The 14,459-nt window shown below is 60.0% G+C and carries 11 protein-coding genes; 8 read left to right on the forward strand and 3 right to left on the reverse strand.

Annotated features, from left to right (window positions below):
* The first annotated feature begins 159 nt into the window (after window positions 1-159).
* From K3752_RS05150 to terL, 3 genes are read left to right on the forward strand one after another with little or no spacing between them, the layout of a single operon-like run.
* Complete coding sequence (locus K3752_RS05150) at window positions 160-1,554, forward strand: DNA methyltransferase (RefSeq protein ID WP_254432850.1); 1,395 nt, start codon at window positions 160-162, stop codon at window positions 1,552-1,554.
* Window positions 1,547-1,978 (forward strand): DUF5681 domain-containing protein, encoded by a 432-nt coding sequence (locus K3752_RS05155; protein WP_260065353.1) that lies wholly within the window; start codon window positions 1,547-1,549, stop codon window positions 1,976-1,978. The genes K3752_RS05150 and K3752_RS05155 overlap by 8 nt, the downstream gene beginning before the upstream one ends.
* On the forward strand, window positions 1,965-3,440 hold the full coding sequence (terL, locus tag K3752_RS05160; RefSeq protein ID WP_260065354.1) for a phage terminase large subunit: 1,476 nt from the start codon (window positions 1,965-1,967) through the stop codon (window positions 3,438-3,440). Before K3752_RS05155 ends, terL begins: the two co-directional genes overlap by 14 nt.
* A gap of 314 nt (window positions 3,441-3,754) precedes the next feature.
* Here terL and K3752_RS19545 read toward each other — a convergent pair whose 3' ends face one another.
* The 3 genes from K3752_RS19545 to K3752_RS05170 all read right to left on the reverse strand — a co-directional run bounded on the left by K3752_RS19545 (window position 3,755) and on the right by K3752_RS05170 (window position 8,431).
* Complete coding sequence (locus K3752_RS19545; RefSeq protein WP_409233612.1) at window positions 3,755-3,958, reverse strand: hypothetical protein; 204 nt, start codon at window positions 3,956-3,958, stop codon at window positions 3,755-3,757.
* Window positions 3,959-4,075: 117 nt separating this feature from the next.
* Window positions 4,076-7,126 carry an efflux RND transporter permease subunit gene (locus tag K3752_RS05165; RefSeq protein WP_170340456.1) on the reverse strand — a complete coding sequence of 1,017 codons (3,051 nt, stop codon included), beginning with the start codon at window positions 7,124-7,126 and terminating at the stop codon, window positions 4,076-4,078.
* Between the two features lie 3 nt (window positions 7,127-7,129).
* A complete protein-coding gene (locus K3752_RS05170; protein ID WP_260065355.1) occupies window positions 7,130-8,431 on the reverse strand; it encodes an efflux RND transporter periplasmic adaptor subunit in 1,302 nt (433 codons plus the stop codon).
* A gap of 399 nt (window positions 8,432-8,830) precedes the next feature.
* On the opposite strand from K3752_RS05170, the gene K3752_RS05175 reads away from it, so the two are divergent.
* From K3752_RS05175 to K3752_RS05195, 5 genes are all read left to right on the forward strand, one after another.
* A complete protein-coding gene (locus K3752_RS05175) occupies window positions 8,831-10,096 on the forward strand; it encodes an adenylate/guanylate cyclase domain-containing protein (RefSeq protein WP_222457521.1) in 1,266 nt (421 codons plus the stop codon).
* Window positions 10,097-10,164: 68 nt separating this feature from the next.
* Window positions 10,165-11,424 (forward strand): MFS transporter, encoded by a 1,260-nt coding sequence (locus K3752_RS05180; RefSeq protein WP_170340461.1) that lies wholly within the window; start codon window positions 10,165-10,167, stop codon window positions 11,422-11,424.
* 40 nt (window positions 11,425-11,464) lie between these two features.
* On the forward strand, window positions 11,465-12,598 hold the full coding sequence (locus K3752_RS05185; RefSeq protein ID WP_260065356.1) for a patatin-like phospholipase family protein: 1,134 nt from the start codon (window positions 11,465-11,467) through the stop codon (window positions 12,596-12,598).
* 136 nt (window positions 12,599-12,734) lie between these two features.
* Window positions 12,735-13,565 carry an SLC13 family permease gene (locus K3752_RS05190; RefSeq protein ID WP_222457523.1) on the forward strand — a complete coding sequence of 277 codons (831 nt, stop codon included), beginning with the start codon at window positions 12,735-12,737 and terminating at the stop codon, window positions 13,563-13,565.
* Window positions 13,496-14,458 carry an SLC13 family permease gene (locus tag K3752_RS05195; protein WP_260065357.1) on the forward strand — a complete coding sequence of 321 codons (963 nt, stop codon included), beginning with the start codon at window positions 13,496-13,498 and terminating at the stop codon, window positions 14,456-14,458. Before K3752_RS05190 ends, K3752_RS05195 begins: the two co-directional genes overlap by 70 nt.
* The last annotated feature ends 1 nt before the right edge of the window (window position 14,459 follow it).

Here is a 14,459-nt window from a genome sequence, read left to right on the forward strand (position 1 = left end):
AAGCACTCACCGGGCCCGAGCGCCCAAAGGGAGCATCGAAAGAGGCAATGAACCGGATCGCTGGATCCGGGGAGTTGCTGTTCGTGCTCTCTCCGAATTCCCCGAAGCGGTCCATTCGATCCCCGGCTGTTGCGACAGCCCAGATGAATGGAGGCGCGCATGCGTACCCAATCCCAACCCCGCGATGCCGCAGCATCGACCGCCCCTGTCTGGATGGCCGAAAAGGTTGTGCAGACGCCGATTGCAGACCTCAAGCCTTACGCCAAGAACAATCGCGTTCACACGGTAAAGAGCATCGACAAGCTGAAAGCCTCGGTACGACAGTTCGGCTTCGTCACCCCGATCCTGGTCGACGGCGACGGCGTGATCATTGCCGGTCATGGCCGGTTCGAGGCAGCGAAGGCGCTTGGCCTCACCACGGTACCGACCGTGGTGGCCGGTCACCTGAGCCCGGCCGAGGTGCGCGCCCTGCGCATCGCCGACAATAGGCTCGCGGAACTGTCCGACTGGAACCAGGCGGCGCTGCAGATCGAGTTTGCCGAGCTGATGGACCTGAGCCTGGATGGCGAGCTGGAGTTCGGTCTCGACATCACCGGCTTCGAGGTGGCGGAGATCGACCTCCTCATCAGCGGTGCCGGTGACACGGATGCGCGTCAGCCGGAAACCGTTGAAGAGCCGAACCCGGCACAAGTCGCCATCACCCGGCCCGGCGACATCTGGCTGCTCGGGGATCACCGCATCCTCTGCGGCAATGCATTGGAAGCGGACGGCTATGCCTCTGTGCTGGATGGTGATGTGCCGCGCATGGTCTTCACCGACCCGCCCTACAATGTGCCGGTGCAGGGGCATGTGCGCTTGGGCAAGGATGGCAGCCACCGCGAGTTCGCCATGGCCTCGGGCGAGATGACCGACACGGAGTTCCGCAGCTTTCTCCAGACGTTCCTGACCCATGTCGTGGCCAATCTGCCTGCAGGCGGCATCGCCATGGTCTGCATGGACTGGCGCCACATCGAGGACCTGATCGCAATGGGTAAGGCCGGCGGTCTCGACCTCATCAATCTCTGCGTCTGGAACAAGACCAATGGCGGCATGGGCAGCCTCTACCGCTCCAAGCACGAGATGGTTTGCATCTTCAAGAAGCCGGGTGCGCGGCACATCAACAACGTGGAGCTGGGCAAGCATGGCCGCAACCGCACCAATGTCTGGGACTATGCCGGGGTCAACAGCTTCGGCAAGGGGCGCGAGGCCGATTTGGCCGATCACCCCACGGTCAAGCCGACGGCGCTGGTGGCGGACGCGATCATGGATGTGAGCCATCGTGGCGACGTAGTGCTCGATGCCTTCGGCGGCTCCGGCGCCACGCTGCTGGCGGCCGAGAAGACCGGGCGCCGGGCGCGGCTGATCGAGTTGGACCCGGCTTACGTCGATGTCGCCATCCGTCGCTGGCAGGAGATGACGGGTGAACAGGTCGTGCATGCGGTCACCGGCGAGACCTTTGACGGCCGGGCTGCTCAGGCAAATGCCGTCGCGAAAAAGGAGGTCCGCCATGTCTGATGACGAAAAGGACTACGAGGTGGGATATGGCAAGCCGCCGAAACAAACGCGGTTCAAGAAAGGCCAGTCGGGCAATCCGAAAGGGCGGCCGAAAGGTGCCAGGGGGTTGAGTGCCAGCCTCAAGCGGGAGCTTGAATCGAAAATCACGGTCCGCGAGGGCAACCGCGAGATCCGGATCACCAAGGCGGAAGCCATGGCCAAGCGGCTGGCGGCCAGTGCCTTGAAGGGAGATTCGAAGGCGCTGTTGGCCCTTCTGAAGCTTGATGCGGACCTGTTTGGCGACAGCGAGGCTCACGATACTGAGGCTGGTCTCTCGGGCAGGCCCGAGCCGGTAGACTATGACATCCTCCGGGATTTCTTCTCCTCCCCGCAAGCGGGTCAAGAGGATGTCGAGGACCAGGAGGATGAATATGACGGTACCTGAACCGCGCACGGTTCGGCAGGCCGCCATCAATCTCTGCCGGGACAACTTCTTCCCGTTCGTGTGGAGGGTGTTCGACACCCTCCATCACGGGCCCAATGGTACGTTTGAGCCGGCTTGGCATGTGCGCGCGATGTGCCATGCTCTGGACGAAGTGCGCAGTGGCGAGAACAAGCGGCTGGTGATCAACATTCCGCCCCGCTGCCTGAAATCCGTAACCGTGGCGGTTTCCTACGTGGCCTTTCTGCTGGGACACCATCCGGGCGCCAAGATCATCGTGGCCAGCTATGGCCTTGATCTCGCCCGCAAGCATTCCGAGGATTGCCGGCGGGTCATGTCGTCGCGCTGGTACCGCGAGATGTTCCCCGGGACTCGGCTGGCGAAAAAGGGCAATACCGTGGAAGAAATCCGCACCACCGCGGGCGGCAGTCGCAAGGCGGTGTCCATCGGCAGTTCGGTGACCGGCCATGGCGCCGACTACATCATCATCGACGACCTGATGAAGGCCGGGGACGCCAATTCCGAGGCGGAACTGATCCGGGCGCAGGAGTTCATCGAAGGCACGTTGCTGTCTCGCTTCGACAATCCAGCGGAGGGCAGGGTGGTGATGATCGCCCAGCGGCTGCACGAGATGGACCCACCGGGCTACCTCCTTGACAAGGGCACCTACCGGCACCTGAACCTGCCGGCCATCGCGGAGGAGAACGAGGTCATACCGATCGGGCGCGGGCAAGTGCATCGGCGCAGGCCGGGGGACCTGCTGTTCCCGGCGAAGCTCGACCGGGAGACGCTCGATCGCATGCGCCGTGAAATGGGCACGGCGATCTTCAACTGCCAGTACCAGCAGAACCCGATCGCACCAGACGGATCTCCGCTGCGCTGGGAGTGGTTTGGCACCTTTGACGAGGTCCTGCCGCGGCACCACTATCACCTGGTCGTCCAGAGTTGGGATACCGGCACCTCGTCAGATCCGCGGTCGGACTATTCCGTCGGCACGACCTGGGGGTTCCTGCCGCCCCACTGGCATCTGCTCGATCTCTGGCGCGGGCAACTGGACTACCCCGAACTGAAATCGAAGGTGCTGACCTTGGTTGGGCAATGGGATCCCGAGACGGTTCTGATCGAGGATGCCGCGACCGGTCGGCCGTTGTTCCAGGAGTTATTCCAGGATGACAAGCGCTTCAACCGGGTGACCCCCGACAAGGACAAGGAGATCCGCTTCAACGCGGCCTGTGCCCCGGTGGAGGCGGGCAAGGTGTGTCTGCCGGCCGACTCCCCTTGGCTGGCAACCTTCAAGCGCGAGCTTCAGTCCTTCCCACGCGGACGGGACGATGACCAGGTCGACAGCTTCAGCCAGTTCCTGAACTGGTCAAAGGGCAACGGCTTCTATCGCGCCCTCGGTCGGGAACACCCGATCAACGTCGCGCGGCGTGAACAGAACCAAACGCGCGTGAGGCGGCGGTAACGCCGCCGTCCCGACAATTCGAATCCCTTCCGTTCCGCCACTTGCCCCCGAGAAAGCGTTCTCCCCATCCGGTTGCGGCCGGATTTTTCCGTTGTTTTAGAGGGTTATGCGGATGGGGCTGTTCACTTTGCCCGGCGTGAGGCGGCCGAGATCGGTCTCTCAGGGCCGATATTCTCTGAACCAATTGACTGCGCCGATTTGGTGAATTTTTTGCAAAGCACTGAAATCAAGCCATTATTTGGTAACGCAACCTAAACACTTCGATGTCGGATGCATTTGGCGAGATGGAACGGAACCCGAACCTTCGCATGCTATCATGCTTTGCTCCCGCCTGAGGACTCTCCGGCCTCAAGAAAAAGGCGTTTGATATCATCGACAGTGAAGGGCGGGTTTCTTCGATGGGCGACGGAATGGCTATTTGGACAGAGCGGAACGAGGTCCTCTTTCGGATTGATCACGTAATCTCTACCCAACTGGCTGACCGGCACGACGTGATGAACCTCGATGTACCCATCCACTTGAGGGCCGTATGTTCTTCCGAAATATATGCCGCACGCCAGGCACGCATTACCGCGTATCGCAAGCGCAGCAGCTCGGTTGCGCCTACGCCACGGCAGCGGGATGGCTTCCGTCCGTCAGGAGGTCTGCGATATCTCGTCATCGCGAACCCGGAAGAAGATCGCGTAAAGCGTGGGTACGACGATCAACGTCAGGATGGTTGCAAAGCTCAGGCCACAAATGATGACGACTGCCAGAGACTCGAAAAACGGATCCCAGAGCAGAGGCATGACGCCCAGAACCGTCGTCAGTACGCCAAGAGACACCGGGCGCACACGCGAAACGGCGGAATCCACGACTGCCTGAAGTCTGGGTTTGCCGTCTCCTATCTGGGTGTCGGTCTCGTCGATCAGAACGATGGCATTCTTAATCAACATACCCGTCAACGACAGCACGCCCAATATGGCCATGAACTCCAGCGGCGTCCTTGTAAGCGCCAGCCCCCAGACCACCCCGATCAGGGCCAGCGGTACGGTCAGCCAGATGATCAGGGGTTGGCGGAAGGCGTTGAACAGTATGACCACGACGATGATCATGGCGCCAAACCCCAACGGCATCGTCGATGCCAACCCATCGTTGGCGTCCTGCGAGTCACCGTACTCGCCGCGCCACTCAAGGGAATATCCGCTTGGCATCTCGATGTCCTCGACCAGAGGCCGGACCTTGGCGAAAAGATCGCCCGACAGTTCGTCAGGGGCGTTGTCCGCCTGGGCGGTGATAGAGAGCCGCCGGTCGATGCGGCGCAGATTTCCGGATTCGAAGACCAACTCGAAACGGGTCACGACCTGAGAGATCGGGATGTAGCCACCGGCTACCTGGCTGAAGACCTGGATGTTGCGCAAATCGCCGATATCATCGCGGGCGTCTTCAAACGGGCGCATGACAATGGCCAGCAGGTCATCGCCTTCCCTGTAGATGCCGATATCGGCCCCGTTCAGATGCGCATAGATCGCCCGGGAAATCTCGCCCTGGGTCAGCCCAAGGCGTCGGGCGTTTTCCGTGTTGATGATCGGGCGGATGACCTGCACCTGTTCGCGCCAGTCGTCCTTGATCGCGATGCCGCCCTGCTCGGAGAAGACCTTTTTGGCTTCTTCAGCGAGCGACCGCAGCACGACCGGATCGGTTCCGGTGAACCGGGCTTCGATCTTTGAACCTCCGCCGGGTCCAAGCACGAACTTCCAGACCTTCGAGTAGGCCTCGGGATAGGTATGATCGATCCACGCCTGTATCTGGGGCTGGAGGTCGTCGATCTGCCGGTAGTCTTCGACGTCGACCAGAATCTGGCCGTATGCCGTATTCGCATCCTCGCTGGTGTAGACCAGCATGAACCGTAGATGGCCGCCTCCGACCGACAGGTTGGTAGAGGTCACGCCATCCAGGCTGCGGATGTGCTGGTCGATTTCCTTCAGATCCTGGCTGGTTCTGGTGATGTCCGTCCCTTCAGGCAGGTTGTAGTCCACGACGAACTGCGCCCGGGTGCTGTTGGGGAAGAAACCCGGCGGTACGAGGGCTATACCGACCACGGCAGAGGCGAACAGCGCGACAACCAGCACGACCGTGATGTAGCGGGCCCGGATCGCCAGGGCCAGAACTGTCCGGTATCCGCGCAGGATGGCGTTCTCCTTCGGTGCCGCGGTTTCGCTGGGCTTCAGCAGAAGCGTGCAGAAATACGGGGTCAGCCAGATCGCGACCAGCCATGAGAACAACAACGAGATCGATATCGTCCAGAACAGGCTGCCTGCATACTCACCGGTGTTGTCCGGTGAAAAGCCGATGGGCGAAAACGCCAGAAGTCCCACGACGGTTCCGCCAAGCAGCGGCCATTTCGTCTGGTTGACCACCGCAATCGCCGCATCTTTCGTGTCTTCGCCTCGCTGCACGCGGACCAGGGTACCTTCGACGACGACAATTGCGTTGTCGACCAGCATGCCAAGCGCAATGATCAGCGCGCCAAGGGAAATCCGCTGCATGTCCAGGCCGTACAGGTACATGCCTGCCAAGGTGCCTGCGACGGTAACAAGCAGGATGCCCCCCATCAGGATCCCCGACCGCAACCCCATGAAGACGAGCAGCGTACCGACGACGATGACAAGTGCCAGAACCACGTTCATCACGAAGTCGTCGACGGAATCCTTGACCGAAGCGGACTGGTCCGAGATCGGAAGAATTTCGATGCCGACCGGACGGGCGGATTCAAGCTCGGCAATACGTGCCTTCACGGCGTCGCCCATGTTCACGACATTGCCGCCAAGCGTGTTCGAGATGCCGATTCCGATGGCAGGCTGAGCGTCGCGAAAAAGCTGTCGACGGGGCGGATCAACATAGCCGCGCGACACCACGGCGATGTCCGAAAGCCGGAAAGACGCCCCTGTACCCGGCGCCGTGATGACAAGATCCTCGATCGACTGGATCGACTCCACGGCCGCCGTGGGGCGGATCTCGATCCTGCGGGAATCCGACTCGATGGAGCCACCGGGAATGACTAGGTTCTGCCCCTCCAGAACCTGCTGGATCTGCTGTGGTGTCAACCCGAGTTCGACCAGCCGGGCCGGTGAGTATTCTACATAGATGACCTCATCCTGTGTCCCGCTCAGCACGACCTTGGACACGCCCTCGACGGCGACCAGTTCCCGCTGAAGGTCCTTTGCGTAGTCGCGCAGTTCGGCAATGGTGTAGCCATCACCGACAATTGCGAAATACAGCGCGAACACATCGCCGAAGTCGTCGTAGACCTGAGTCGGAAGGGCGTTGGGCGGCAGATCTGGCTGCACGTCCAAGATTTTTGCGCGCATCTGCGCGAACCGTTCGTAGAGCGTGGGGAAGTCCGGTGTGGTCGGGATCGTGAATTCGACCGTAACGGTACTGACCCCCGGCGACGACACCGAGCGCACTTCTTTCACGCCCTGCAGTTCCTGCAATGCGTTTTCGACAACTTCGGTGACCTCTTCCGCCACTTCCTCGGCGGTTGCACCGGGATACGGGGTGATGATCTGCGCCTGCCGGATGATGAACTCGGGGTCCTCGAACCGAGGTAGGGTCATGTACGCGAAGTAACCGGCGATCAGGATAAGGATTGTAGACAGCGCCGAGATAACGCGCTTTTCGACTGCGAAACGGGCAAGATCCATGGCTTAGTCGCCGATCTTCGAAATGGGGCGGATCGCCATGCCTTCCTGAAGACCACTCAGTCCTGCGGTCACAACCACGGCCCCGGCCTCGAGCCCGGTATTGATGACGACGCCGCCTTCCGACACGTCGCCAAGCTCGACAGGCTGGCGTGACACCGTGTTGTCGCTGGTGTCGACGCGCCACACGAACGTGGATCCGTCCGGGCTGGAAGCCAGGGCGGAGAGCGGGACAGTCATTTGAGGCGTCTGCTGACGGTTGGCGCGCGAAATGACCCGCGCGACCATCCCCGGTAGGACGATCATCCCGTCAGGTGGCGTGACGGACAATCGACCCCGGTAGGTTTGGGTCGCGGCGTCTGCCTGAGTTGTGAACTCGACCAGTTCTGCAGGGACTTCGACGTCGGGCATCGACTCGAAGATGACGACGCTGGTGACGTTCTCTATGTCGAGACCCGACATGGCAATGATGTCCGCGCCCGGAAGATCGAAGCCGACTTCCACGGTCGAAAGGTTCTGAAGCAGGGCGATCGCCTCGCCTGCCTGAACGTTGCGGAAGTTCTCGACAAACCGGCTGGAAATGGTGCCGCTGAACGGTGCCCGCAACGTGGTGTCGGACAGGTTGTCACGAGCGCTTTGAACCTGGGCTTCGAGCCCGCGCAACTGGGCTTCGGCAGCAAGAATTTCTTCGGGGCGTCCACCGCTGCGGCCAATGGCCAACTGTTCCTGCTGTGATCTGAGTTCCGCCTGAGCCACGCGATAGGCCGCCAACCGCTGTTCGAACTGCGAGGCCGGCGCGACGCCGCGTTCGACCAGTCGCTGAGTCCTTTCAAAATCATCCCGAGCCTGATCAAGCTGAGCTTGTGCCGCTGCAACGGCGGCTTCGAGGGCGGCGATCTCTTCGGGTCGGGCACCGACGCGAAGCACGATGAGTTGTGCCTTTGCCTGGTCCATCTGGCTTTCCAGCCGCCGCACCTCGGCCTCGAAATCGCGGGTATCCAACTTTGCGACGACGTCACCTTGCGCTATGCTCATGGAGGCCCTGATCGGCAATTCCACGATCCGCCCGCTGACCCGAAAGGACAGCTCCACCTCCTGAGAGGGGTACACTATCGCGGGATAGGAACGTTGATACAACGTGTCGGTTTCAACAACCGTGTACACCTTTGCCGGACGTGCCGAACCGGTGCTTTCCTGTGCTTCAAGCACTGAGCCCTGTGCGAAGAAAACCAGTGCAGAGAAGAGGCTTAAGCTTTTGATATGCATCGCAATCCCTCGATAAGACATCGGCGGAACCGCAAGCCGCATTTCCGTTTAGACCAACGTTTTCCATCCCAATCTGCCCGCGCAGACCATACTTGACAAGCGACGCTGAGCCAAAATGGCTCAGTGTCTCGCGCACCTTGTGACCGGACATAGTACCAAACATACTCATGTCCGCCGAGGCGACGCGATCCGAACTGCAAGACCAGTCCAAAGGCCTGGGGGAAGAGCCACCAAACTGGGGGCAGGGAGGCCTCAAGGCTTGGGTGTGCTGCGGGGCTTAGACCTCGGGATCGCAAGCTTTTTTGTTGTGTTTTGGCCTTTGGAGTAGAGCCCCTGCCTTGGAAACCGGTCGATAAAATCGAACTTGGCGCCGCGCAGTCCAGTTCTTTTGCTGACGCGGCAATAGCGCGTGCAGACGCGAGTGCGGAAAAGCTGATCGGAGTGATCAGGCTTTCCGCCGCGCTGATCATTGGGCTTTCGATTGTTGTCCTGACGGTTTCGGCTAACATCCTTTCCGAGGGTGAAGCGGGCGATGTGCTGCTGGCCGCGTGGATCGTGTTTTCGTATTTTCTGATCGGTGTTGCGTCTATCTCGGTCGTGCAACTCGGCTACTACAGGCTTTGGATGTCTTGGGCGTTCGGTATCGCGGACATAAGCATCGTGCTGTGCAACCTGCATTTCGGCGCCCGGATTCACTCTGCCGGATCGGTCGTGGCCTTCGCGGCGCCAGCGACGTTCTTCCTGTTTGTCGTGCTGGTCTCGCAGTTGATCCGGATTCGACCGGTGTTGCAGGTGACATTGACGCTTTGCCTCGTGTCTGGTCTGTTCTTCGTCACTTTGGTTGGAATGGAAGACAGTCTGTCTGACGCGGACATCGTCTACCTCACCAAGAACCACTCTCCCATGAGCAATGCGGTCCGGTTCCTTTTGGTCGTTCTGATCGGGATCATCTGTATCCTTGTCGTGTGGCGCGCCCGCAGGCTGGCCTATGAGGTGGCCCAACAAAAAGAGCGGGAGCGCAACGCGACGCGGTTTCTCTCCCCTGAACTTGCAGGAAACCTCAGCGACAGAAAACTGGACGAACTGCGCCAGGGAAGGGTAGTCTGGATCGTGGTCATGTTTGTCGACATCCGGGGGTTCACCGAGATATCCGAGGCCATCGGCGCCCATGCGACTACTGAACTGCTGACCGAATTCAGGTCCCGTATCGAGAGGGAAGTTACCGAGCACGACGGCGTCATCGACAAGTTCATCGGCGACGGCGCGATGATCGTGTTCGGCCTGAACGAGTCAATGGAGCGGGCAGCGCAACACGCGTTGAAAGCCGCAGAAGGCATATCCGCCACGGTGTCACGATGGTCGGAAGAACGCGAAGGCGCCGGGCGAACCAGGATCAACGTTGTCATGTCGCTTCATGCCGGAACCGCTGTCGCAGGCGCGATTGGCGACGCGCACTACTTGGAGTTCGGGGTCTTTGGCAGCGTCGTGAACGAGGCTTCACGGATCGAGACCTTTGCCAAGCAGCGAAACCTGCAAGTGGCCGTGTCAGATGCGGTTTTGTCTGCGGCAGGAGCGGACGCCGCAGACTGGGTGGAGTTTCCTCCGAAGAAGCTGCGAGGCCGAAGCGAGCCGATCAGGCTTTTTGGGTTGTCGAATGCAGAAATGCAGAAACGGGATCGGGCAAAGGCGTCCGGGCCCGAAATTTGATCGGCTTTCGGAATGGCCATAGTCTGCAAGCTACCGTAGACGAATACAGGACTAGAAAAGATGCGCAAATGTCCCTGAACAAACAACTTGTGACCCTGCGGTCGGTTTTTGTCGCGATGGCGTCCATTCAGCTGGCGACGGCAGCCGCAGGCACGCTTGTGCCTCTTGCTTTTGCCCAGTCCGGCGCGTCGCAGGAAGCAGCTTCGTTTGCCGCGTCGGCCTACTCGGCCGGTTTTCTGGTCGGGTGTTTTGTCGTCGCCAAGTCGATCGCGGATATCGGGCACATTCGCGCATTTGCGGCGGGCGCAGCGATAACAACCGCCGCTATCCTGTTGTTTTCGCAGGTCGACAGTGTTTCGTTTCTCATTCTTCTGCGTTTCCTGATGGGGCTCGCCACGGCGGGCCTGTTTTCCATCGGGGATGCCTGGATCAACGAAACGGCCGAGAAGTCCTCGCGGGGCAGGGTGCTGGCCATCTACGCAATTGTTGTCGGCATTGTTTCGGTTCTCAGCCAGGCCGTTGTCATTCTCGTCCCGGAAGAAAGCGACGATGCCTTCGTTCTCGTGGCCTTGATCTACTGCTTCTCGACCGTGGTCATTGCCTCCACCCGAACGAACCCGCCAGACCCCGGATCCAAGGCCAAGGTTCGTGTCAGAGGGCTGTTACAGGACGCGCCTGCAGCTGTCTTCGGGGTGATCGCCATGGGAATGGTGTCCACCACGATCCTGAGTGTGGCGCCTTACAGCGCCTCTCAACTGGGCATCAAGGTCCACGACATTGCCTACATTATCGGCGCGATCTACCTGGGGAGGGTCCTGTTCCAGTACCCGCTTGGCAGCCTGTCTGACAAAGTGGACCGGCGTGTGGTGATCTTCATCACGTCATCCATATGCGCAGCGGTGCTGTTGGCCATGGCTCTCCTGGCCGACGCGCAGCCCGTTGAAATCGAGTTCGACTATCTTTCGCCGGGCTACCTTGTTCTGATGATCCTGATGGTTCTTCTCGGTGGCAGCCTTTTGACCATGTATTCTCTGCTGACAGCACACGCGATGGACAGAACGGTCCCGGTCTATGTTTCGGCCGCGGCGGTGACCATGCTGTTTGTCTGGACCTTGGGATCGATCGCGGGGCCCATAATCACAAGCGTCTTCACGGGTTTTTTTGGCGACAATGCAATGCACTGGGTGAACTTCGCGGTCATGTCCAGTTTCGTCGTCTACCTCGGGTTCCACATCCGGTCCTCCGAACCGGTGTCCCATGCCGAGCAGACCTCCCACACCGATCTCGTGCCGTCGAGCACCGAGATGGTGCCGTCAAAGAAGAGATGAGAATGCACCCCGAAACCCGGAAACTCCACCGGAGGCATAGATGAGAATTCTTGTCATCGTTCTTGTTTCCCTGATACTGTCCGCGTGCGGAACCACTATATCTCGAGATCCTGTCAGCATCAGAGAGCTTGAAGCCCCGCAGGTTCCAGGTATCAAAAATGCCCGCTTCTGGGCCGACGACACGCCACCCAACATCAACGAGCTTCTGACCGAACGGCAGCAGCAAGCGCGAGCGGCCGGACTGCCGGACCGGCATGCCGACCTTACACTGTCCGGCGGAGCAGAAAACGGCGCCTATGCTGCGGGTATCCTGACGGCGTGGAGCGAATCCGGAACCCGCCCGGTTTTCATGAACGTGACCGGGGTGTCTACGGGCGCCCTGGCCGCCCCATTCGCCTTTTTAGGGTCTGACTACGATGACGAACTCAAACGACTTTACGGCGGCCTGCCGCCGGAACAGATCTTTGAGCGCCGCCCGATCACCCAGATTTTTTCGAAGGCGTCCGTAAAAAGCTCGGGACCTCTCCGTCGGTTGCTGGAAGACTATGTCACCGACGAATTCCTGGAAAAAATCGCCGTGCAGCACCGCCGGGGTCGCCGCTTGGTGATCCAGACGGTCAGCCTGGACGCCCAACGCCCGGTGCTATGGGATCTTGGTCGAATTGCTGCCAGTGGCGCTCCGAACGCGCGGAAGGTATTTCAGGATGCGTTGATGGCATCCGCAGCGATGCCCGGCGTGTTTCCTCCGGTATTGATCGATGTCGAAACACCGTTTGGAATTCGTGACGAGCTTCATGTCGATGGTGGCGTAGTTTCGCAATCCATGTTTGTTCCCGGATGGCGCATTCCAAGCCGGTTTACCGAAGGGACCACTTTGTATGCAATCAGAAACGGCAAGATTGATCCCGAGGCCGAGATCACAAAGCCCGGTATCGCCGATATCTCGAAACGCTCGCTCGCCACTCTCATCAAGTATCAAGGCGCGGTCGATCTGGGCGTGGCCTACGCCATCGGGCAGCGCCAGGGCGTCAGGTACAATGCCACGTGGATCGGCCCGGATTTCAACGCGCCTTTGAATGAACCCTTCGATCCGGAATACATGCAGGCCTTGTTCGACTATGGCTACATGCGTTTCAAGTCTGGAACGGTTTGGAACAGAAAGCCACCTGGATGACGCCAGTGAACCTTAGAAAATGTTGGGCCGAAGCACCGTGAATCCCGAAGCCACCTTGGTCTTCGTTCTGATCGCGGTTGCCGGTGCGATGGTGGCCAGCAACCGGGTCAGGTAAGATCTGGTCGCCCTGATCGTCGTGATCGCGCTTATCCTTTCCGGCATATTGGCGTCTGGCCAGGCGATGTCGGGATTTGGCAGCCCGGTCGTGATCATGGTGGCCGCGCTTCTGATCATTGGTGAAATGCTGGATCGCACCGGTATTGCGCACAGCATCGGAAACCTGATCCTGCGCTACGGGGGTAACAGCGAGACTCGATTGCTTGTTTTCCTCATGGTCGGTGCCGGCATTCTGGGATCTGTCATGAGTTCTACGGCCATCGTGGCGATTTTCGTCCCTATCATCCTGCGCATTGCCGCCAAAACCGGTCTCCATCAGTCGCGCCTGCTGCTTCCGATGTCATATGCAGCTTTGATCAGTGGAATGCTGACCTTGATCGCGACGGCACCCAACCTCGTCGTCAGTGATACCTTGCAGGAGGGTGGATACGAGCCGCTCGGCTTCTTCAGCTTTTTCCCGATCGGGCTGTTTGTTCTAGTGGTCGCGATCCTTTACAGCCTTACGATTGCGCGGCCCATGCTGGCCGGAGACGACGCCGCGGTCGAGGCTGAACGACCGAGCGAAGGCACGGCGTCACGGCGGGCGTCGTCCCTGAAACTGCTCGAGACTTTCGCGCTACTCGACAAGTTTTACCTCGTTTCGGTGGTTCACAAACCTCAATCCGACCTCCGCTCGATCTTCAGTGGGATAAACGCGCGCGTTCTGGCGCGCAAGCGACCGCCGAAACGCAAGGCGGACGCCTTCGTTCCAGAAATGGAACTGATGACGAGGGACGCCTGTTGGTTGTCGGGGAACCGGCAGAGCTTGCCATACTGTCGGATCAATCCGCATTTCGCGTTGTCGGCGTGATCGAGGAAGAGACCACGGAATGGGGCACAGGCGTGGCATTGGCCGACATGCTTGTCCATCCGGAGGCCCGGATCATTGGGCGCACGGTCTCGGAATACGCATTTCGCGATATCCACGGTGTCGATGTCATTGGTGTGCTTCGGGGCGAAGACCGTCTGGACGACCCGTTTCGTACCGAACTCAAGGCCGGTGACCGGATCCTGATCGCCGGACCGGTGAGTAACATCGACGCCTTCGCCGAATTGAACCATGATTTCGTGCTGTTGCACTTGCCAACCGAGCGCGAATATGTCCCGCTGGTCCCGGACAAATACCTGAGTTCCCTGGCCATTCTGGTCATGATGGTTGTCCTCAGCGTCTCTGGCCTGGTGCCGGTGGTTGTGGCCGTCTTGCTGGCGGCCATCGCAGCAGTTCTGTTTCGCACCATTTCGCCCGAACGTGCCTACGGGGCGATCCACTGGAGCAGCATCGTTCTGATCGCAGGCATGCTGCCCCTTGCCGATGCCTTGCAGGTCACCGGTGGCGCGGACCTTGTTGCAGACGCGCTGATTTCTTTCGTGGGGGACGGTTCGCCAAGGGCAATGATGGGAATGCTGTTCTTCCTGACAGCGGCCCAGGGGCTGGTCCTGTCCAATACCGCGACCTCAGTTCTGGTCGCACCGATTTCCGTGACCGCCGCCGAGACCATGGGAGTGTCGCCGTATCCATTCGTCATATGTGTCCTGCTGGCAGCGTCTTCGGCCTTTTCCACCCCGGTGTCGACGCCGGTGGTCACACTGGTCGTGGCACCGGGCGGCTACAGGTTTGCCGACTTCCTGAAAATCGGTTTGCCGCTGACCGTTCTTGTGGGTGTGATTGCTGTCGCGATCACACCAGTGTTCTTCCCGCTGTAGG

The organism is Ruegeria sp. B32, assembly GCF_025141855.1.
GTDB lineage: Bacteria > Pseudomonadota > Alphaproteobacteria > Rhodobacterales > Rhodobacteraceae > Ruegeria > Ruegeria arenilitoris.

What these genes read in the sequence shown, in the direction of transcription:
- K3752_RS05150 (WP_254432850.1), top strand. Translation starts at nt 160, where the DNA reads ATGCGTACCCAATCCCAACCCCGCGATGCCGCAGCATCGACCGCCCCT.
- K3752_RS05155 (WP_260065353.1), top strand. Translation starts at nt 1,547, where the DNA reads ATGTCTGATGACGAAAAGGACTACGAGGTGGGATATGGCAAGCCGCCG.
- terL (WP_260065354.1), top strand. Translation starts at nt 1,965, where the DNA reads ATGACGGTACCTGAACCGCGCACGGTTCGGCAGGCCGCCATCAATCTC.
- K3752_RS05165 (WP_170340456.1), bottom strand. Translation starts at nt 7,126, where the DNA reads ATGGATCTTGCCCGTTTCGCAGTCGAAAAGCGCGTTATCTCGGCGCTG.
- K3752_RS05170 (WP_260065355.1), bottom strand. Translation starts at nt 8,431, where the DNA reads ATGCGGCTTGCGGTTCCGCCGATGTCTTATCGAGGGATTGCGATGCAT.
- K3752_RS05180 (WP_170340461.1), top strand. Translation starts at nt 10,165, where the DNA reads ATGTCCCTGAACAAACAACTTGTGACCCTGCGGTCGGTTTTTGTCGCG.
- K3752_RS05185 (WP_260065356.1), top strand. Translation starts at nt 11,465, where the DNA reads ATGAGAATTCTTGTCATCGTTCTTGTTTCCCTGATACTGTCCGCGTGC.